The following is a 21,136-nucleotide window of genomic DNA, read 5'->3' as shown; positions in this document are numbered from 1 at the left end:
ATTACAAAAAAAAAAATCAAATCTTTGTTATTTGGTAAACTTTACAAATAAAATGTATTTTAAATCATAAAGTTTTTGTGTTTTGAATTGTAAAATACTAATTTTGCCAACACAACTAAATTCAGCACCATGATTACATTTTTCGGTAACGAAACAGCTACAGTTTTTGCGGTTCAAACGCAAACAAACTTATCGACAGAAGATTGCAACAAATTAAACTGGCTTTTTGGCAACGCACATAAAATAGAAAAATCCGTACTTGCGGATTTTTTTGTTGGTCCTCGTGCCGCAATGATTACGCCTTGGAGTACTAATGCCGTTGAGATTACTCAAAATATGGGTATTTCAGGAATTATCAGAATTGAAGAATTTGAAAAAGTAAGTTCAGATTTTCAAGATTTTGATCCAATGTTGTTTCAAAAATATGTAGCATTAAATCAAGAAATTTATACCATCAATATTCAACCTGAACCTATTTTAGAAATTGACGATATTGCATCGTACAACAAAACAGAAGGTTTAGCATTAAGCGCTGAAGAAGTCGATTATTTAAACAATCTTTCTACTAAATTAGGTAGAAAACTAACCGATTCTGAAATTTTTGCCTTTTCTCAAGCCAATTCAGAACACTGCCGTCATAAAATTTTCAATGGAACTTTTATTATTGATGGTGAAGAACAACCGACATCTTTATTCAAATTAATCAAAAAAACATCGGAAACAAACCCAAATGATATCGTTTCGGCTTATAAAGACAATGTAGCTTTTGTAAAAGGGCCAAAAGTAACCCAATTTGCACCAAAAAGTGCCGACAAACCCGATTTTTACGAAGAAAAAGAATTTGATTCGGTACTATCCTTAAAGGCAGAAACACATAATTTCCCAACAACTGTTGAGCCTTTCAACGGTGCAGCTACGGGTTCGGGAGGTGAAATTCGGGATCGTTTAGCTGGTGGACAAGGTTCGTTACCTTTAGCAGGAACAGCAGTTTACATGACCTCTTATTCCCGTTTAAATGAAGAACGTCCTTGGGAAAAAGACATGAAAGAAAGAGATTGGTTGTACCAAACACCAATGGATATTTTAATTAAAGCCTCAAACGGTGCATCCGATTTTGGAAATAAATTTGGGCAACCGTTAATTACAGGTTCTATTTTAACTTTTGAACACGAAGAAGCAGCTCGCAAATTAGGCTACGATAAAGTAATCATGCAAGCAGGTGGCATTGGGTATGGAAAATTAGACCAAGCGATAAAAAAGAAACCAACAGCAGGTGATAAAATTGTCATTTTGGGTGGAGAAAATTATAGAATTGGAATGGGCGGAGCAGCCGTTTCTTCAGCAGATACTGGTGCTTTTGGTTCTGGAATTGAACTAAATGCGATCCAACGTTCCAATCCAGAAATGCAAAAACGTGCTGCCAATGCCATTCGTGGATTGGTAGAAAGCGATAACAACCCGATAGTTTCTATTCACGACCACGGTGCCGGTGGACACTTAAATTGTTTGTCGGAATTGGTAGAAGAAACAGGAGGTTTAATCGATTTAGATAAATTACCTGTAGGCGACCCTACGCTTTCTGCAAAAGAAATCATTGGAAACGAATCGCAAGAACGAATGGGATTGGTTATTGGGCAAAAAGACATCGAAACCTTACAACGCATTGCCGATAGAGAACGTTCGCCAATGTATGAAGTGGGGGATGTAACCAACGACCATCGCTTTACATTTGAATCCAAATCGACAGGCGAAAAACCAATGGATTATGCCTTGGAAGATTTCTTTGGAAGTTCGCCAAAAACCATAATGACTGATAACACGGTTAATAGAAATTACAGTAAAATAGACTGTAGTCTAGTTTTAGATAAAATAAACAACACTTCTTTATATACTTATATTGAACAAGTATTAAAATTAGAAGCCGTAGCTTGTAAAGATTGGTTAACCAATAAAGTAGATCGTTGTGTGGGTGGAAAAGTAGCCAAACAACAATGTGCAGGTCCTTTGCAATTGCCTTTAAATAATGTAGGAGTAATGGCTTTGGATTATAAAGGAAAAGAAGGAATTGCTACTTCTATTGGGCACGCTCCTATTTCTGCTTTGATTGATCCTGTAGCAGGAAGTAGAAATGCCATTGCAGAATCGTTATCAAATTTAGTTTGGGCACCATTAAAAGATGGTTTAGCTTCGGTTTCCCTATCTGCAAACTGGATGTGGGCGTGTAAAAACGAAGGTGAAGATGCCCGTTTGTATCAAGCAGTAAAAGGATGTTCGGATTTTGCTATCGAATTGGGAATCAATATTCCAACAGGAAAAGATTCCTTATCCATGAAACAAAAATACCCGAATGACGAAGTAATTGCACCAGGAACGGTTATTATTTCGGCAGCTGGAAATTGTTCTAATATTACTAAAGTAGTGGAACCAGTTTTACAAAGAAATGGCGGAAACATTTACTACATCAATTTATCACAAGATACTTTTAAATTAGGAGGTTCTTCATTTTATCAAACGCAAAATAAAGTTGGAAATGAAACGTCAACTATAAAAGATGCTACGTTTTTCAAAAAAGCATTCAACACCTTACAAGATTTAATAAAAGCCAGAAAAATTAAAGCCGGACACGATATTGGAAGTGGTGGTTTGATTACCACTTTATTAGAATTATGTTTCAGCCCCCTAACCCCCGAAGGGGGAACCTCAAACTTTGAGGAAACGGGAATGAAATTAAGTTTTGATTGTTTTGAAGAAAAAGATTTAGTCAAAATATTATTTTCAGAAAACATCGGCGTTGTCGTTCAACCTGTTAATAATGAAGAATTTGAATCTTATTTGAATGAAAATCAAATAGCATTTTTCAATCTTGGTGAAGTTACAAATTCTGGAAAATTAGAATTTGGAACTTGGAGTTTAGATGTTGTATCCTATCGAAAAACTTGGTTTGAAACCTCTTATTTATTAGACCAAAAACAAACTAAAAATGGCAAAGCAAAAGAACGCTTTGAGAATTTTGATAAACAAGCATTACAATTTACATTTCCATCGCAATTTGATGGTAAATTACCTGTAATTCCTTCTGGTGCAAGACCAAAAGCAGCCATTATTCGTGAAAAAGGAAGTAATTCTGAACGGGAAATGGCAAATGCAATGTTCTTAGCTGGTTTTGATGTAAAAGACGTTCACATGACCGATTTAATTTCGGGAAGAGAAACTTTAGAAGACATTCAATTTATTGGTGCTGTGGGTGGATTTTCAAATTCTGATGTTTTAGGAAGTGCAAAAGGTTGGGCAGGTGCCTTTTTATACAATGAAAAAGCAAACACGGCTTTGAAAAATTTCTTTAAAAGAGAAGATACCCTTTCTGTTGGAATTTGTAACGGCTGCCAATTGATGATGGAATTGGAACTCATCAATCCAGAGCATGAAGTGCATGGAAAAATGAAACACAACGATTCTAACAAACACGAAAGTGGCTTTACTTCGGTTAAAATTCAGAAAAACAACTCGGTGATGCTTTCTTCATTAGAGGGTGCCACTTTAGGGGTTTGGATTTCACATGGTGAAGGGAAATTCAATTTGCCAATGCCTGAAAATCAATATAATATTGTCGCAAAATACGGCTACGAAGGCTATCCTGCCAATCCAAATGGTTCGGATTACAACACTGCCATGTTATGCGACACTACAGGAAGACATTTAGTAATGATGCCACATATTGAGCGTTCAACATTCCCATGGAATTGGGCAAATTACCCTGACAGAAATCAAAAGGATGAAGTTTCACCTTGGTTAGAAGCCTTTGTGAATGCCAGAAAATGGATTGAAAATCAGAAATAATATTAAAAAATTAAGATAAAAAAGGCTGTCCATTTATTTTGGACAGCCTTTTTATTTGCGAAAATGCCATTAATTGAATGCCATTTTCAAAAAAACAAATGTAATAACAAGTCAACTATTTAATTTCTAATTCGTAAGGCAATATGGCTTGAACTCCTTGTCGTGCTTTAAGTTGTTTGATTTTTTGTAATATTTGATAATTTTCATTACCAATTTCTTCTTTTATCAATTCCGTTTTTGTAGAAGCAAAAGGTAAATTTTTAAACATATCTTTAAAATCTTTTTCGTATTCAGGAAAATTTACGGTTCCATAATCTTTTGTATTTGTAATTTTAGCAGCATATTGAATGGCCGCATCAAGTCCACCAATGTCATCTACAAGACCAATTTTTTTAGCATCGGCACCGCTCCAAACCCTACCTTGACCAATTGCATCTACTTGAGCTATGGTTAATTTACGTCCTTTTGAAACCCTTTGTAAAAAAACATTATAAATATTTTCGACTCCTTCTAATGTAAATGCTCTATATTTATCATCTAATGGAACAAATGGACTATAACTAGAAGCATTTTCGTGAGTTTTAACTTGATCAGCATGAATTCCATATCTATTTGCAGCTTCATTAAAATTAGGCAACATTCCAAAAACACCAATAGAACCCGTAATGGTATTGGCTTCGGCAAAAATTCTATTAGCATTACAAGAAATATAATAACCACCTGAGGCAGCATAATTTCCCATTGAAACCACTACGGGTTTAACTTTTTTTGTAATTTCAATTTCTCTCCAAATCAATTCAGAAGTTAAAGCACTTCCTCCTGGCGAATTGACTCTCAACACTATAGCTTTGATATTTTCATCTTTACGAGCATCTTGCAAGGAACGTCTCATAGCCCCTTCGCCAATAATGTTTACATCTCCTTCACCACCATTGATTTCGCCTTGTGCATAAATCACGGCAATTTTATCTGTTTTTAAAACTCCTGAAGCGGTAGTAGCAACATTATTAGAATAATCACTGATGCTTATAACATTATAGTCCTCTTTTTTATCAATTTTTAATAATGTTTTAATGTCGTTATGGTATTCATCTTCATAAGCGATTTTATCAATCAAGTGAACATTTTTTGCCATTTGTGGTGTTCTAGCTAAAAGTCCGTTTGCTATTTCATTCAAAGTTTGAACAGGAATTTTTCTACTAATTGCTATATCATTTACAATTGAATTCCATAAAGAAGTTAATAAAGCCGAAGTTTGTTCTTTATTAGCGTCGCTCATTTTATTTTCTAAAAACGGTTCAACAGCCGATTTGAATTTACCGTGTCTGATCACCTCCATTTTGAGGCCCGTTTTATCTTGAAAATCTTTAAAAAATAAATATTGAGCAGAAAGACCTTTAAAATCTAAATCGCCAACGGGATTCAAATAGATGGTGTTGGCCACCGAATTTAAATAATATTCTTTTTGAGAAAACCCGTCAGAATAAGCCAAAACAAATTTTCCTGATTTTTTAAAATCTTCCAAAGCATCTCTCAAAGCTTTTGTTTGAGCAATTCCTAACATCGAATAGTTATTCAAAATAGAAATACCTTTAATATTTTCGTCTGTTTTTGCATAGTCGATGGCATTTAAAATATCAATTAAACCATCGTGCTTGGCTTCAAAATAATTAATATCTTTATAATTGGTTTTTCCAGCATAATCTTCGGTAATTTCGGATAAATTTAATTCTAAAACGCTATCTTTTTTAACAGATGCGGCATCATCGCCACCGCCAAAAATCAAACCTAAAATGATGATTCCAAAAAAACTTACCATCAAAAAAACAAAAATACCAACAACCGTGGATAATACATTGCCTAAAAATTTCATATTCTAAATATATTAAATTAACTATTAATTTTATTTGTAAGTCGTAAAGATAATAAATTGTTACAACATATACTAATTTTTTGAAAAATAGGGATTTAATTTTAATTGAAAAACCTAAAAAGTTGCATTTATTAGTTGCATTTAGCTTTTTTAAAAAGAATAATTTTTTTTTGAAATATAAAAATTTACAATTACATTTGTCAAATCAAAAATATAAAATCAAATGGAGCAATTTGTTGTATCAGCTAGAAAATACCGTCCACAAACATTTAAAGATGTTGTTGGTCAAAAAGCGATTACAAATACATTGCTCAATGCAATAGAAACAAATCATTTAGCATCGGCACTATTATTTACGGGTCCAAGGGGTGTAGGTAAAACCACGTGTGCAAGGATTTTAGCCAGAAAAATAAACCAACCAGGCTATGACGACCCAATGGAGGATTTTGCATTTAATGTTTTTGAATTAGATGCGGCCTCCAACAACTCTGTTGATGACATAAGAAATTTGATAGAGCAAGTTCGCATACCACCTCAAACAGGAAAATATAAGGTTTATATTATAGACGAGGTACACATGCTTTCGTCAGCAGCATTTAATGCTTTTTTAAAAACATTAGAAGAACCGCCAAGTCATGCAATATTTATACTAGCAACAACTGAAAAACATAAAATTTTACCTACAATATTATCTCGTTGTCAAATATTTGATTTTAAACGAATTACGGTAAAAGATGCAAAAGAACATTTAGCAGAAGTAGCAGAAAATCAAGGGATTACTTTTGAAGATGATGCTTTACACATTATTGCACAAAAAGCAGACGGTGCTATGAGAGATGCCTTGTCTATTTTTGACAGAGTTGTTTCATTTTGTGGAAAAAACCTAACAAGACAGGCGGTTACAGAAAACTTAAATGTTTTAGATTACGAAACTTATATTGGCATAACCGATTTAATATTAGACAGAAAAATACCCGAAATATTAGTTGCATACAACGACATATTGTCAAAAGGGTTTGATGGACATCATTTTATAGCTGGTTTGGCCTCACATTTTAGAGATTTATTAGTGGCTCAAACTCCAGCTACATTAATATTATTAGAAGCAGGCGAACAAGCCCAAAAAATGTATGGCACACAGGCACAAAAAACCCATCAAGCATTTTTATTAAAAGCTATAGATTTGGCAAATGATTGTGATTTGAAATATAAATCCTCACAAAATCAAAGGTTATTGGCAGAATTATGCTTAATGCAATTGGCCTCTATCGATTTTGATGGAGAAAAAAAAAAGTTGAATCCTTCATAATTCCAGCAACCTACTTTAAAAAAGTAGCTTATACTATTGTTGAAGACAAAACCGTACCAAAAACACCAAGCCAAAATTTTGAGACAAATCAACAAACTGTAAAGCCAAAAGAACCTGATTTTAAGCCAAATGAACCAAAGGTTTCTGCATTTTCTTTGTCGAGCATCAAAGCTAAAAAAGAGTTAATGCAACAAGCTGCAACAGTGCAACATGATCCTACACATTTGCCAAAAGAGCCTTTTACAGAAACAGAAATGCGATTGTATTGGAACAAATATGCTGAAAGATTAGGACAAAAAGGGTATAAAATCATGGAATCATTATTGATTATGAATAATCCTATTTTAGATGGCACAACTATTACATTGGAGCTTGCTAATGAAGGATCAAAAATTGATTTTGAAACTGAAAAAAATGGGTTATTAGGATATTTAAGAGGTCATTTGCATAATCATGAAATTACAATTCAAGTAAATGTTAATGAAAATGTTGAAACAAAATTTGCATTTACGCCAATTGATAAATACAATCGATTGAAAGAAATCAATCCCAGTATCGAATTACTGAAAAAAACATTTGATTTGGATTTTTAAATTAATTATTATAATCATTATATCGTACAACAAATGAAAAAATACATGTTACCATTATTACTTATTTTGTTTCCAATGACATTCTTTGGTCAAACTCAAAAAAATAATTTAGAAAAACTCAAAAATGTGTGGATGCTAGTCAAATTTGAAAAATTTAGCAAAGATCAACTGGTACAAAATGAAGCACAAATACGAATAAATGACTCCAATTCTGGTTCGGCTCAAATGGGTTGCAACGATTTACATTTTAGTTTTAAAATTAAAAACGATAAGAACATACAATTTTCTGATGTGATAAGCACCAAAAAAATGTGTATGGATATTGCATTAGAAAACGCTTTTTGTAAAAAATTAAAAACTTTTACAAAATATAAAATAGAAGGTCATTTTTTAATTCTTACAAATAGTAAAAATGAAGAAATGAAATTTATTGAAGCCGCATGGGATTAAAATTGGGTATGATTCTATAATTATATGCAAGAAAAAAGACTAAACATTAGATAAAATTTAACAAAATTACAAAATCATTTGTTTTTAATTAAAAAATAACAAAAAAAATATTTGTTAAAAAAAAATAATTTGTACTTTTGTAAGCATAAAAAAAAATAAAACTATGAGTTCATTTGACGTAGTCGTAATAGGTTCAGGGCCTGGAGGATATGTGTCAGCAATACGCTGTGCACAATTAGGATTTAAAACAGCAATCATCGAAAAATACAGTACCTTAGGGGGTACATGTTTGAACGTAGGATGTATTCCATCAAAAGCATTGCTTTCATCATCGCATCATTATAGCGATTTGGCCCATTTGGCCGATCATGGCATTGAAATTAGTGGCGACATTGCGTTCAATTTAGAAAAAATGATTGCCAGAAAACAAGCCGTTGTAGATCAAACATCGGGAGGAGTTAAATTTTTAATGGATAAAAATAAAATTACAGTTTTTGAAGGACTTGGTTCGTTTATAGATGCCAATACGATTGCCATTGCTAAAGCAGATGGTACAACAGAAACCCTTTCGACCAAAAATGTAATTATAGCAACTGGTTCAAAACCATCTAATTTACCATTTATCAAAATTGATAAAGAAAGAATCATTACATCAACAGAGGCATTAAAATTAAAAGAAGTACCTAAACACTTGGTTGTAATTGGAGGTGGGGTTATTGGTATTGAACTTGGACAAGTTTATTTAAGATTAGGTGCACAAGTATCTGTAGTTGAGTATCTTGATAGAATTATTCCTGGGATGGATGCAGCCCTTTCAAAAGAATTGACCAAAGTTTTGAAAAAACAAGGTATGAAATTTTATACCTCTCATAAAGTCAAATCTGTTGAAAGAAGTGGAGAGGGTGTAGTGGTACAGGCAGAAAATGCTAAAGGAGACATGATTACATTAGAGGGTGATTATTCCTTAGTTTCTGTTGGTAGAAGACCTTATACTGATGGATTAAATGCTGCAAATGCAGGTGTAAAAATTTCAGACAGAGGTCAAATTGAGGTAAATGATCATTTACAAACAAATATTCCAAACATTTACGCTATTGGCGATGTAGTTAGAGGAGCCATGTTGGCCCATAAAGCAGAAGAAGAAGGTGTTTTAGTAGCCGAAATTTTGGCGGGACAAAAACCCCATATCGATTATAATTTAATTCCAGGAGTTGTATATACTTGGCCAGAAGTTGCGGCTGTAGGAAAAACAGAAGAGCAATTGAAGGAAGCTGGCATTGCATTTAAGTCTGGAAGTTTTCCATTTAAAGCATTAGGAAGAGCAAGAGCAAGTGCCGATTTGGATGGTTTTGTAAAAATATTAGCAGATGCCAAAACAGACGAAGTTTTGGGGATCCATATCATTGGAGCAAGAGCAGCAGATTTGATTGCTGAAGCAGTAACTGCCATGGAATATAGAGCTTCTGCCGAAGATATTTCGAGAATGAGTCATGCCCATCCCACATTTGCAGAAGCAATAAAAGAGGCCGCATTAGCAGCAACAGAAAATAGGGCTTTGCATGTTTAATAATAATAAAAAATTAAAACCTCCCATTATGAAAACGGGAGGTTTTTTTATTAAATGGTTTTATAATGAGATTTTTATTTGTAATTTTACTATTTTTCACTAAGTTTATTTGGTGTTTTTCTCAAATCCAACCCAATTCAATAAAATATTATTATCCAAAAGATTCACTAAAATTTAAGAAGGAAAATTCTTATTTAGAATTTGAATATGATAAATTATTATATGGAAAAACTACCATGATAATTCATTGTGAAATGAATAATAAAGTATTTGATTTTATTTTTAAAAAAAACATTCGTAAATTATCAAATTATGGGGGTAATTTTAGTGATGTATATGGTATTCAAAAAAATGGTAATTACGGAGTAGTTGAAAAATATTATAATGAACCTTTTACAATTTCTGAGCACAATTTGTATGCCTTTATAATAGAAAATAAAAACAATGTTTTATTAAAAAAAATAACATTTCAAGATTTTGGCAATGAAGTTTTTTGGCCTGAATTTGATTATTCAAATTGTAGTATAAGTGACGAAAATCAAGATGGAATGCCAGAATTTTATTTATCCTATATGTGTGAAAGTGATGGATTAGATGCCAAGCCTTTTAAACAAATAATATATACATTTGATACGAAAAACCAAACTAAATTAATAAAATCAAAGACTACAGCTTACTATCCTGCCGGAAATGAAGGTGAAACATACAAAACGGAATCAGATTTTAATTGGAATAAACTTCCAAAATTAATAAGATTCAAAAGTAAGTTAATATTAAATAAACATAAGATTTTATATTTTAAAAATCAAAATTAAAATCTATTAATCATATTAATAATTAATTTTTTTATGCTTTTATATTATACTAAATAATGTTATTTGTAATTTACATCAAAAAAAGATAGCAATAAATACTTTTTGAAAAAACGAAATTAGTTATTAAATTTATTATTTTTGCAAAAAATACAACACATTGACAAATGAATACAATTACTACTACTCAATTCCATTTTCCGAACCAAAAATCAATTTACAGAGGCAAAGTGCGAGAAGTTTATCAAATAAATGATGATTTATTGGTGATGATTGCTACGGACAGATTGTCTGCCTTTGATGTAGTTTTGCCAAAAGGAATTCCATATAAAGGACAAATATTGAATCAAATAGCTACAAAATTTATGGAAATGACAGCGGATATAGTTCCAAATTGGTTACTTGCCACACCAGATCCTAATGTAGCAATCGGACATTTGTGTGAACCATTTAAAGTAGAAATGGTAATTAGAGGTTATTTATCAGGTCATGCAGCACGAACCTATTCTGAAGGAAAAAGAATATTATGTGGTGTAGAAATGCCAGAGGGCATGCGAGAAAATGATCGTTTTCCTAGTCCAATAATAACACCAACAACAAAAGCAGATAACGGGTCGCATGATGAAGATATATCAAGAGAATCTATTTTAGAACAACAATTAGTTTCTGAAGAAGATTATATCATTTTAGAGCAATATACCCGAGCATTATTTGAAAGAGGTACTGCGATTGCGGCATCGAGAGGGTTGATTTTGGTAGATACCAAATATGAATTTGGAAAAACAAAAGAGGGAAAAATTGTGTTGATTGATGAAATACACACACCCGATTCGAGCAGGTATTTTTATTCAGAAGGCTATGAAGAAAGACAAGCAAGAGGCGAGGAACAAAAGCAATTGTCAAAAGAATTTGTAAGAAGATGGTTGATTGAAAATGGTTTTCAAGGAAAAGAAGGACAGCAAATTCCTGAAATGACTGATAAATATATAGAATCTGTATCTGATAGATATATAGAATTATTTGAAAATATATTAGGAGAAAGTTTTGTTAAGGCAGATATTACTGACATACAATCAAGAATTGAGAAAAATGTATTGAATTATTTAGCAAACAATTAATTAGAAATGAGAAAAAATATACTTACAGGTTCGCCTTGGGAAGATAAAATGGGATACTGCAGAGCAGTACGGATTGGAAATATTATAGAAGTATCTGGAACAGTTGCAATTGTAGATGGAGAAAAAGTAACCGCAACAGATGCTTATAGTCAGACATTGAATATATTAGAAAGAGTAGCCGTAGTATTACAAGATTTGGAGGTGAGTATGCAAGATGTCATTAGGACCCGAATATTTACTACAAATATTAATACTTTTGAAGAAGTTGCCCGTGCCCATGCAAGCTTTTTTAAGGATGTAAAACCTACAACTGGATTTTATGAAATAAGCAAACTTGTAGCACCAGAATATTTGGTAGAGATTGAATTTACTGCCATTGCCCAAAAGTAGCAAATTGCCCTAGCCCAGATTGAAGTGGAAATCCTTTTAATTTTTTTATTTAAAAAAATTAAAAGATTGAAACGAAAAGCTGGAAATAGCTCCAAATTTATAAATAAAATAATCGAATTATATGAAAATAGACTTAATTGCGGGTGCAAGACCTAATTTTATGAAAATTGCACCTATCACACATGCCATTCAAAAAGCAAAATCTGAAGGAAAAGATATTTCCTTTAGGTTGATTCATACAGGACAGCATTTTGACAAGAATATGAGTGAATCGTTTTTTGAGCAATTGCAAATTCCAAACCCTGATGTGAATTTAGGAGCAGGAGGAGGCACACAAGCAGAGCAAACGGCTGCCATAATGATAGGTTATGAGAAATTACTGATGTTTTCGCCTTCAGATTTGTGTTTGGTTGTAGGAGATGTAACCTCTACGATGGCATGTGCGATTGTGGCACAAAAAATGAAAATTAAAGTTGCTCACGTAGAAGCGGGTATTCGATCTGGAGATTGGAGTATGCCCGAGGAAATAAATCGTATGGTTACTGATGCTATAACAAATTATTTTTTTACGACATCGGAAGTAGCCAATGATAATTTAAAAAATTCAGGTATTGCTGAAAATAATATTTATTTTGTAGGTAATACAATGATTGATACTTTGATGATTCAAATGCCTAATTTAAGAAAACCTGATTTTTTTGATGCACTTGAATTGAAAAACAAGCAGTATTTGGTGATGACTTTGCACCGCCCAGCCAATGTGGATGAGGAAGGAAAGTTAAAACAATTGATTCAAGAAATTGTTTTACATTCAGAAGGGTTGCCCATTATTTTTCCAGTACATCCAAGAACGGCAAAAATTTTGGAAGGCATTGGTATTCAATATGATAACTTGCATTATGTAGAACCGTTAGGGTATTTGGAGTTTAATTATTTGGTAAAAAATGCTAAGGCTGTAATAACCGATTCTGGTGGAATAACAGAAGAAACTACGGTGATGGGCATTCCTTGTTTGACATTGCGAGACAATACAGAGCGTCCAGAAACAGTTACCGTTGGTAGTAATGAACTTGTGGGAACAGATCCGAAAAAAATTGGACCATTCTTACAAATATTAAATGCTGGAAAATGGAAAAAAGGATCGATTCCAGAAAAATGGGATGGTAAAACAGCAGAAAGAATTGTAGAAATTTTATTAAATATGTAACCATTTGAACTAATGAACATTCAATTGGCATTACAGCTTTATAAAAATATGGGGTTCCGATACACTAGATATCGGATATGGCATGAATTGGAAAAAAGAACGGGTTTTTTGCAAAAAAAACATCCCGTGTGCCCTGAAACGAAATCATTTATATCGCTAGACACATGGCGACAACAATCGCCCTTATTTATATTTGAATGTAGAAAAACGATTCAAGATAAAAAAATAAGAGATGAAAAATTAAAAGAAAATGCTTTCAATATTTTAAATGGCTCTATTTTATTCTTTAGTAATGAATGGATTCATTTAGGATTGGATTACAATTGGTTGAAAAATCCTGATTCGGGATATGAATACAATATACAAGATCATTGGACAAAAATTCAGGATTTTAATGCAGCAATTGGTGATATAAAATATGTATGGGAAAAAAGCAGATTTACCTATTTGCTTACAATAATGCGATATGATTATCATTTTGATGAAGACCATTCGGCATTTGTTTTTTCGGAAATTGAAAGTTGGATAGACCAAAATCCCATAAATCAGGGGCCAAACTGGAAATGCAGTCAGGAAATTTCATTAAGACTATTGAATTGGTTATATGTGTTGAATTTTTACAAAGATACTACAAATTTAACAGAAAAATTATGGCAAAAAATACAAAATGCGGTATATTGGCAATTGCATCATGTAAATGAACATATTCATTTTTCTAGAATAGCTGTAAGAAATAACCATGCAATTACGGAAACCATGATACTTGCTTTGAGTAATATGCTGTTTCCATATATACCTGAAACCAAAAAATGGTGCCAACGTGGTATTACCTATTTTGAGCAAGAAATTGATTATCAAATATATGAAGATGGTGCGTTTATACAGCATAGTATGAATTATCATAGGGTTTTGATACAATTATTAAGTTTTGGATTTCAAATATCCAATATTCATAAAAAATATTTTTCAAAAAAAGTATATGAAAAGGCCTATTCGTGTTTGAATTTTTTATATCAATTTGTAGAAAAATCTAATGGACATTTGCCAAACTACGGGTCAAATGACGGTGCCTTATTTTTTCCATTATCAACTCACGAGTTTAGAGATTATAGGCCGCAACTCAATACACTTCATGTAATATTAACAGGACAAGACTTATTTGAAAACCAGCAAGAAGACTTTATTACAAAGTCAAAATGTTTGTATTCATTTGATGTTTTAGTTCAAAAATATGGAGTAACATTGTTTAAACCTAGCGGCTATTATTTGATTAGAGAAGCAAATTCATTTACATTTTTTAAGTGTGGTAGTTATAAAGATAGGCCCTTTCAGGCAGATAATTTGCATTTGGATATTTGGAAAAATGGTGTCAATGTTTTTCGAGATGCTGGTTCTTATAAATACAATACCGATCCGAAATGGGTGCATTTTTTTATGGGTACACAATCACACAATACAGTTATGCTAGAAGGAGCCAATCAGATGTATAAAGGGAGTCGATTTATATGGTTTTATTGGACAAAGGCACTCGACTTTACATTTAAAGAAACAGAAGATTCATATATTTTTGAAGGAAAAATAAGCGTTTTTACTTATATTAATCCTAAAATAACACATGTTCGTAAAGTAACAAAATACAAAGGACAATTCAAATGGTTAGTAGAAGATAGATTAGAAAATTGCACAGGAAAAATAGCACAACAATGTTGGAATATAGCTCCAAATAGTCTAGTTGAAATCATTGCAAACGATACACAAAATACAGTTAATGCAAAATCTTTTGAATCGTATTATTCATCATTATATGGTCATAAAGAACAGCAAATAGGATGCTATTTTGAATTTCAAAATGAGATAAAAACCCAAATAACAATCAATTAATGAATATTTTACTATTACATCAATATTTTTTAGAAGAAAATGACCCAGGAGGTTCAAGATGGAATGAAATGTCAAAAGTTTGGATAGATCAGGGGCATCAAGTAACCGTATTGGCAGGAATGATTCATGCAAATGGGTCTGAAAAAATGCCAGAATATAAAGGAAAATACTTTGTTGAAAAACAACAAGGAGGAGTACAAGTGATTAGATGTCATGTATCTGAAAGTTATAATACCAATTTTTTAGGAAGGCTTTGGGGTTATTTTTCATTTGTTTTTTCGTCATTATATGCAGGAATATTCAAAACAAAGGGAAAATTTGATTGTATTGTAGTTACTTCACCCCCCTTATTTATAGGTATAAGTGGTTATTTACTTTCAAGATTAAAAAGAATACCTTTTGTGTTTGAAATTAGAGATTTATGGCCAGAATCGGCAATAGATACAGGAGTAGTTACCAACGGTTTGATTATCAAATTAGCCTATTGGCTTGAGGCATTTTTATACAAAAAAGCAAAACTTATCAATGTTTTGACTCCTGCATTTAGGACTACATTGATAGCACATAAAAAAGTGGATCCCGAAAAAATTATTTTTATACCAAATGCGGCTGATTTCACATTGTCCGATGGTTTACTAAACTCTTTTGATGTTGCACAATTTAGAAAAGACAATCAACTGGAAGGACATTTTGTGATAACTTATGTTGGGGCTCATGGAGTAGCGAATCATTTGGATCAGGTATTAGAAACTGGTAAATTATTGGAAGATACTAATATTTTATTCCTGTTGATTGGGCAAGGAATGGAAAAAGAACGTTTGAAAAAGAAAGCAAAAGATATGAATTGTATTAATGTAAAATTCATAGACTCTGTACCTAAATCCTTGGTATTTAAGTACATATTAGCTTCAGATGTAGGGACTTCTGTATTGAAACGAGTGGAAACTTTTAAAACTGTATATTCAAACAAAACATTTGATTATATGGCCTGCAAAAAACCTATATTGATGGCCATCGATGGTGTGTCAAGAGCGTTAGTAGAAGAAGCACAAGCAGGCTTGTTTGTAGAACCAGAAAGGCCAAAGGATTTTGAAGCAAAAATAAGGTTTTATATAGAAAATCCTGAAATATTAAAAAAACATGGCGAGAATGGTTATGAGTATGCTAAAAATAATTTTGACAGACACGTTTTAGCTAAAAAGTACTTACAATTAATTGAATTAAAAATATTTAATAAATAAAGTATGTATAAAAAAATAATTAAACCTTTTTTTGATGTATTTTTTGCAATAATAGGATTAATTTTAATTTCTCCTATTTTTATAATCATTACAATAGCCCTATATTTTGCCAATTCAGGACAACCCTTTTTCTTTCAAAAGCGGCCTGGAAAAAATGGACACATTTTTACGATCATCAAATTTAAAACGATGAACGATAAAAAAGATGCACAAGGGAATTTATTGGAAGATGCACATAGACTAACAAAAATAGGATATTTTATACGAAAAACATCGTTAGATGAAATCACCCAACTCATTAATGTAGCCAAGGGTGAGATGAGTTTTATAGGACCAAGACCTTTATTGCCCGAATATTTGTCTTTATATTCTGTACAACAAAATCGCAGACATGAAGTAACGCCAGGAATTACTGGTTGGGCACAAGTAAATGGAAGAAATGCCATAAGTTGGAAACAAAAATTTGAATTTGATGTTTGGTATGTGGACCATTGTAATTTTATTTTGGATCTTAAAATCGTTTTTATGACTATCAAGAAAATATTAATAAAAGAAGGAATAACCGCTGAAAATTCAGTATCAATGGAAAAATTTGATGGGAACTAAAAAAATGTTATATGGAGCAAGTGGCCATGCAAAAGTAATTATTGATATTTTATGTAGTAATAATTGCCAAATAAATGGTATATTAGATGATTTTTCTGAAGATAAATATTTATATGATATTCCAATATACAAGCCTAATATTTATGAAATAAGTAATAATACGGAATTTTTAATTACAATAGGTGATAATACTATACGAAAAAATATAGCATCACGAATATTTAATCCATTTTTTAATGCCATCCACCCTAAATCCATGATCTCGAGGTTTTCAAAAATTGGAAATGGCACAGCAATCATGGCAAATGTGGTAATCAATGCTGATGTAAGAATAGGAGATCATTGCATCATCAATTCAAGTAGTATAATTGAGCATGAATGTATTATAGGTAATTTTGTACATATCTCGCCAAATGCCTGCTTGGCTGGCAATGTAAGTGTAGGAGAGGGCAGTCATATTGGCATTGGAGCGAGTATAATTCCAAATATAAAAATTGGAAAATGGGCAAAAATTGGAGCTGGAGCCGTCATCATCCAAGATGTACCCGATTTTGCATGTGTAGTAGGTAATCCTGGTAAAATAATCAAATTTTTAAATCCATAAAATGCTGAAACGACTATTTGACATTTTATTCTCCATAATTGGTTTGTTATTTTTATCATGGATAATTATTATATTTGTATGTATTGCTACAATAGATACCCAAAGTTTTGGTATATTTTGCCAGAAAAGAGTTGGTCAATATGGTAAACTTTTTATTATATATAAAATTAAAACTATTGAGGCAAAAACGGGTAAAATATCTAAAATAGGTCAATTTTTAAGAAAGAGTAAAATAGACGAATTTCCACAATTATGGAACATTTTGATTGGAAACATGAGTTTTGTCGGACCCAGACCAGACATTGAAGGATATTACGACAAATTAGAAGGAGAATATAGAAATATATTGAAATTAAAGCCAGGATTAACATCTGAAGCCTCCATAAAATATGCCAATGAAGAGGAGATTTTGTCGTTTGTCGATAATCCACTAACATATAACGATGAAATTATTTTTAAAGATAAAATAAAAATGAACTTAGAATATTATAATTGTCGGACTTTTTTATTAGATTTGCACATTATATATAAAACATTATTTAGAACAATATGAATCAATCAAAAATATGGCTCTCTTCTCCACATTTAGGAGATTCAGAAAGAAATTTCGTTCAAGAAGCATTTGATAGTAATTGGGTAGCCCCACTTGGACCAAATGTAAACGGATTTGAACAAGATTTAGAGCAATATTTATCAGAAAATGTTCACGTAGCCGCTTTAAGTTCGGGAACAGCTGCTATTCATTTAAGTTTAATATTACTAGGTATAGGACAAGGCGATGTAGTAATTTGTCAAAGTTTTACATTCTCAGCCTCGGCAAATCCCATATTATACGTTGGTGCTACACCAATATTTGTAGATAGCGAGCAGCAAACATGGAATTTGTGTCCAAAAGCAGTTGAAGAGGCAATAATTTCGAGCATCAAATCAGGCAAAAAACCAAAAGCTATTATTGGTGTACATTTATATGGTATGCCATTTCAAATTGATCAATTAAGAAAATTATCTGCTCAATATGATATTCCAATTATTGAAGACAGTGCAGAGGCTTTAGGAAGTACTTATAAAGGTAAAAAATGTGGAACATTTGGGAATATTTCAATATTATCATTTAATGGCAATAAGATTATTACTACATCTGGAGGTGGTGCTTTAGTGTCAAAAGAAAAAGCTATTAAAGAAAAAGCTGTTTTTTTAGCAACACAGGCAAGAGACCATGCAGTGCATTATCAACATTCAGCAATTGGATACAATTATAGGTTGAGCAATATATGTGCTGGAATAGGGAGAGGCCAAATGGAAGTTTTAGATAAACATGTTGCATTAAGAAGAAATATGCATGTATTTTATAAAGATTTATTTAAAAATATAGATGGAGTTACAGTTTTTGAAGAGCCAAATGAAGATTTTCATTCAAACCATTGGCTTTCTGCCATTGTGATTGACCCTAAATTAACAAATGGAATTACAAGAGAAGACTTGAGAATAGCATTAGAACAAAATAATATTGAGAGCAGGCCGTTATGGAAACCCATGCACTTACAACCTATATTTAATTCCTATTCTTATTTTGGAACAAATGTATGTGAAAACTTATTTGAAAATGGCCTTTGTTTGCCCTCTGGATCCAATACAACAGCAGCAGAAAAATTAAGAATTAAGACCATAATATCAGAAGTTTTTACTTCAAAATACTAATGAAAAAAAACTTAAAAATACAATTGAGAGAAAAAATTACTAATTTGAATTATCTACCAAGGTGGATCATTCTTATTATTGATTTTACAATTATTATTGCTTGTTTGTTTTTTACAGATTTTCTGTTGTCCAAAATGAATAAGGCTTTGTATTTTCATGGCTATTTTGTAGAAGCATTAAGCTTGTATTTTGGAACAAATTTATTTTGTTTTTATTTTTTTAAATCCTATTCAGGTATTATTAGACATTCCTCTATTCAAGATACATTTAAAATTTTTAAAGTACAAGTTGTAACATTATTAACATTATTATTTATAAATAATGCTTATTTTTTTAATTTTGTAAAATATTTTGGCAATGCAGGGTTGGTCATCAATTTTATATTTTGTTTTACACTTTTAGTATTGTTTAGGGTTTTTGTAAAACTAACATTTGAATACTACTTTAGTACTGTATCAAGCAGAAAAGATGAAATAAGAGTATTGGTATATGGAACAGATACCAATTCTATTTCGGTAGTCAATTCAATTCAAACTAATAAAACACAAAAGTATAAAGTTGTAGGATTTATAGATCATAGATATGGTAATACTAATAAATTACTTTTAGCACTACCTATTTTTTCAAATAAATCTCGTATTCCCGCTTTATTAAGAGTGAATAATTGTCAAGGAATTATACTTACAGATGCTTCATTAACCATTATTGAAAAAACTAAAATTGTAAATGACTGCTTAGAGTTTAATTTTAAGGTTTTTACAGTCCCAAAGATTTCCAATTTAGAAAATGGACAAGAAGTTTCTAATAGAATTAAACATTTTGACATTAACGATTTACTTGAAAGGGATTCGATTATTATCAACAATCATAAAATTGCTGAACAGCACGAGGCTACATGTGTATTAGTAACGGGTGCAGCAGGGTCTATTGGAAGTGAAATTGTAAGACAATTGTATAAATTTTCTCCAAAAAAAATTATTTTACTAGACCAAGCAGAATCGCCTTTGAATGATTTAACATTAGAAATTGAAAAAATATTTACCAATCAAATCGAATTACTTCCTTTAATTGGAGACGTAAGAAATTATGACTATATTGATACTGTTCTAAAAGAGCACAAACCTGATATCATTTATCATGCGGCAGCCTACAAACATGTACCTTTAATGGAAATCAACCCCAAGCAGGCCATTCAAACCAATATTATTGGTACAAAAACAGTTGCAGCATTGGCCATCAAATATCAAGTTAAAAAATTTGTATTGGTATCTACAGACAAAGCAGTTAATCCAAGTAGTGTTATGGGAGCCTCAAAACGAATAGCAGAGCTTACGGTGCAATATTTGAATCAATTAAGTTTTAAAAATAAAGATTTTCATACAGAATTTATCATTACTAGATTTGGAAATGTATTAGGGTCGAATGGGTCGGTTGTTCCTTTATTTACCAGACAAATCAATGAAGGAGGCCCTGTAACTTTAACACATCCAGATATCATAAGGTATTTTATGACAATCCCAGAGGCATGCCAATTGGTTTTAGAAGCTGGAATAATGGGAAGTGGTGGTGAAATATTCATTTTTGATATGGGTGAACCCGTAAGAATTTATGATTTGGCAGTTAAAATGATAAAATTAGCAGGTTATCAGCCTAACAAAGATATAGAAATCAAGGTAACAGGATTGAGACCAGGCGAAAAACTATATGAAGAATTGTTAAATGATAAGGCTAAAACTAAGGAAACCTATCATAAAAAAATCATGATTTCAATTGATCATGAAACCAACTTAGAGGAAATATACCAACAAATTTTACAACTTATTGAAAATTACTTAAAAAACAATGATGAAGAAGTAGTTACTCAAATGAAAGAAATTGTTCCAGAATTTATTAGTTTAAATTCGTTTTATAAAAATTAAAATATTTTATAAATCAAGTAGTATAAAATTC

The 21,136-nt window shown here is 31.7% G+C and carries 17 protein-coding genes; 16 read left to right on the top strand and 1 reads right to left on the bottom strand.

Translation table 11 applies throughout. From position 1 onward, the window contains the following. Positions 1–129 precede the first annotated feature (129 nt). Complete coding sequence (gene purL / locus B0A58_RS08075; RefSeq protein WP_089080634.1) at positions 130–3,837, top strand: phosphoribosylformylglycinamidine synthase; 3,708 nt, start codon at positions 130–132, stop codon at positions 3,835–3,837. 115 nt (positions 3,838–3,952) lie between these two features. Here the strand turns inward: purL and sppA are convergent, their stop codons facing one another. Next, positions 3,953–5,710 (bottom strand): signal peptide peptidase SppA, encoded by a 1,758-nt coding sequence (gene sppA, locus B0A58_RS08070; protein ID WP_089080633.1) that lies wholly within the window; start codon positions 5,708–5,710, stop codon positions 3,953–3,955. Between the two features lie 223 nt (positions 5,711–5,933). Between sppA and dnaX the strand changes: the two genes are divergently transcribed. The 15 genes from dnaX (at position 5,934) to B0A58_RS07995 (ending at position 21,105) form a co-directional block, all read left to right on the top strand. After that, positions 5,934–7,019, top strand: coding sequence for a DNA polymerase III subunit gamma/tau (gene dnaX, locus B0A58_RS08065; RefSeq protein WP_089080632.1), 1,086 nt, complete (start codon positions 5,934–5,936; stop codon positions 7,017–7,019). A 185-nt stretch (positions 7,020–7,204) separates the two neighbouring features. After that, complete coding sequence (locus tag B0A58_RS08060) at positions 7,205–7,612, top strand: DNA polymerase III (protein ID WP_223302248.1); 408 nt, start codon at positions 7,205–7,207, stop codon at positions 7,610–7,612. Positions 7,613–7,657: 45 nt separating this feature from the next. Then, a complete protein-coding gene (locus tag B0A58_RS08055; protein WP_165766314.1) occupies positions 7,658–8,062 on the top strand; it encodes an META domain-containing protein in 405 nt (134 codons plus the stop codon). Between the two features lie 163 nt (positions 8,063–8,225). After that, the gene (gene lpdA / locus B0A58_RS08050) at positions 8,226–9,629 is read left to right on the top strand and encodes a dihydrolipoyl dehydrogenase (RefSeq protein WP_089080630.1); all 1,404 of its coding nucleotides are present in this window, start codon (positions 8,226–8,228) and stop codon (positions 9,627–9,629) included. 65 nt (positions 9,630–9,694) lie between these two features. Beyond that, entirely contained in the window at positions 9,695–10,444 is a 750-nt protein-coding gene (locus tag B0A58_RS08045) for a hypothetical protein (protein ID WP_089080629.1), read from the top strand. Between the two features lie 164 nt (positions 10,445–10,608). Next, positions 10,609–11,559, top strand: a complete 951-nt coding sequence (locus B0A58_RS08040) for a phosphoribosylaminoimidazolesuccinocarboxamide synthase (RefSeq protein WP_089080628.1) — start codon at positions 10,609–10,611, stop codon at positions 11,557–11,559. Between the two features lie 6 nt (positions 11,560–11,565). Beyond that, positions 11,566–11,949: a RidA family protein gene (locus B0A58_RS08035; protein WP_014084107.1), complete on the top strand. Its 384-nt coding sequence runs from the start codon at positions 11,566–11,568 to the stop codon at positions 11,947–11,949. A gap of 121 nt (positions 11,950–12,070) precedes the next feature. After that, on the top strand, positions 12,071–13,156 hold the full coding sequence (wecB, locus tag B0A58_RS08030; protein WP_089080627.1) for a non-hydrolyzing UDP-N-acetylglucosamine 2-epimerase: 1,086 nt from the start codon (positions 12,071–12,073) through the stop codon (positions 13,154–13,156). A gap of 12 nt (positions 13,157–13,168) precedes the next feature. Next, positions 13,169–15,037 (top strand): alginate lyase family protein, encoded by a 1,869-nt coding sequence (locus B0A58_RS08025; protein ID WP_089080626.1) that lies wholly within the window; start codon positions 13,169–13,171, stop codon positions 15,035–15,037. Next, positions 15,037–16,278: a glycosyltransferase family 4 protein gene (locus B0A58_RS08020; protein WP_089080625.1), complete on the top strand. Its 1,242-nt coding sequence runs from the start codon at positions 15,037–15,039 to the stop codon at positions 16,276–16,278. The genes B0A58_RS08025 and B0A58_RS08020 overlap by 1 nt, the downstream gene beginning before the upstream one ends. 3 nt (positions 16,279–16,281) lie before the next feature. Then, on the top strand, positions 16,282–16,884 hold the full coding sequence (locus B0A58_RS08015; protein ID WP_089080624.1) for a sugar transferase: 603 nt from the start codon (positions 16,282–16,284) through the stop codon (positions 16,882–16,884). Beyond that, entirely contained in the window at positions 16,874–17,488 is a 615-nt protein-coding gene (locus B0A58_RS08010) for an acetyltransferase (protein ID WP_165766313.1), read from the top strand. Before B0A58_RS08015 ends, B0A58_RS08010 begins: the two co-directional genes overlap by 11 nt. A 1-nt stretch (position 17,489) precedes the next feature. Continuing rightward, complete coding sequence (locus tag B0A58_RS08005) at positions 17,490–18,041, top strand: sugar transferase (protein ID WP_089080622.1); 552 nt, start codon at positions 17,490–17,492, stop codon at positions 18,039–18,041. Then, positions 18,038–19,186 carry a DegT/DnrJ/EryC1/StrS family aminotransferase gene (locus B0A58_RS08000; protein ID WP_089080621.1) on the top strand — a complete coding sequence of 383 codons (1,149 nt, stop codon included), beginning with the start codon at positions 18,038–18,040 and terminating at the stop codon, positions 19,184–19,186. Before B0A58_RS08005 ends, B0A58_RS08000 begins: the two co-directional genes overlap by 4 nt. Next, positions 19,186–21,105, top strand: a complete 1,920-nt coding sequence (locus B0A58_RS07995; RefSeq protein ID WP_089080620.1) for a polysaccharide biosynthesis protein — start codon at positions 19,186–19,188, stop codon at positions 21,103–21,105. The genes B0A58_RS08000 and B0A58_RS07995 overlap by 1 nt, the downstream gene beginning before the upstream one ends. Positions 21,106–21,136 lie beyond the last annotated feature (31 nt).

The sequence above is a fragment of the Flavobacterium branchiophilum NBRC 15030 = ATCC 35035 genome, assembly GCF_002217205.1.
In the GTDB taxonomy this organism is placed as follows: domain Bacteria; phylum Bacteroidota; class Bacteroidia; order Flavobacteriales; family Flavobacteriaceae; genus Flavobacterium; species Flavobacterium branchiophilum.
The sequence above is the reverse complement of the archived record's forward strand: the minus strand, read 5'-3'. Positions and strand labels throughout refer to the sequence as shown.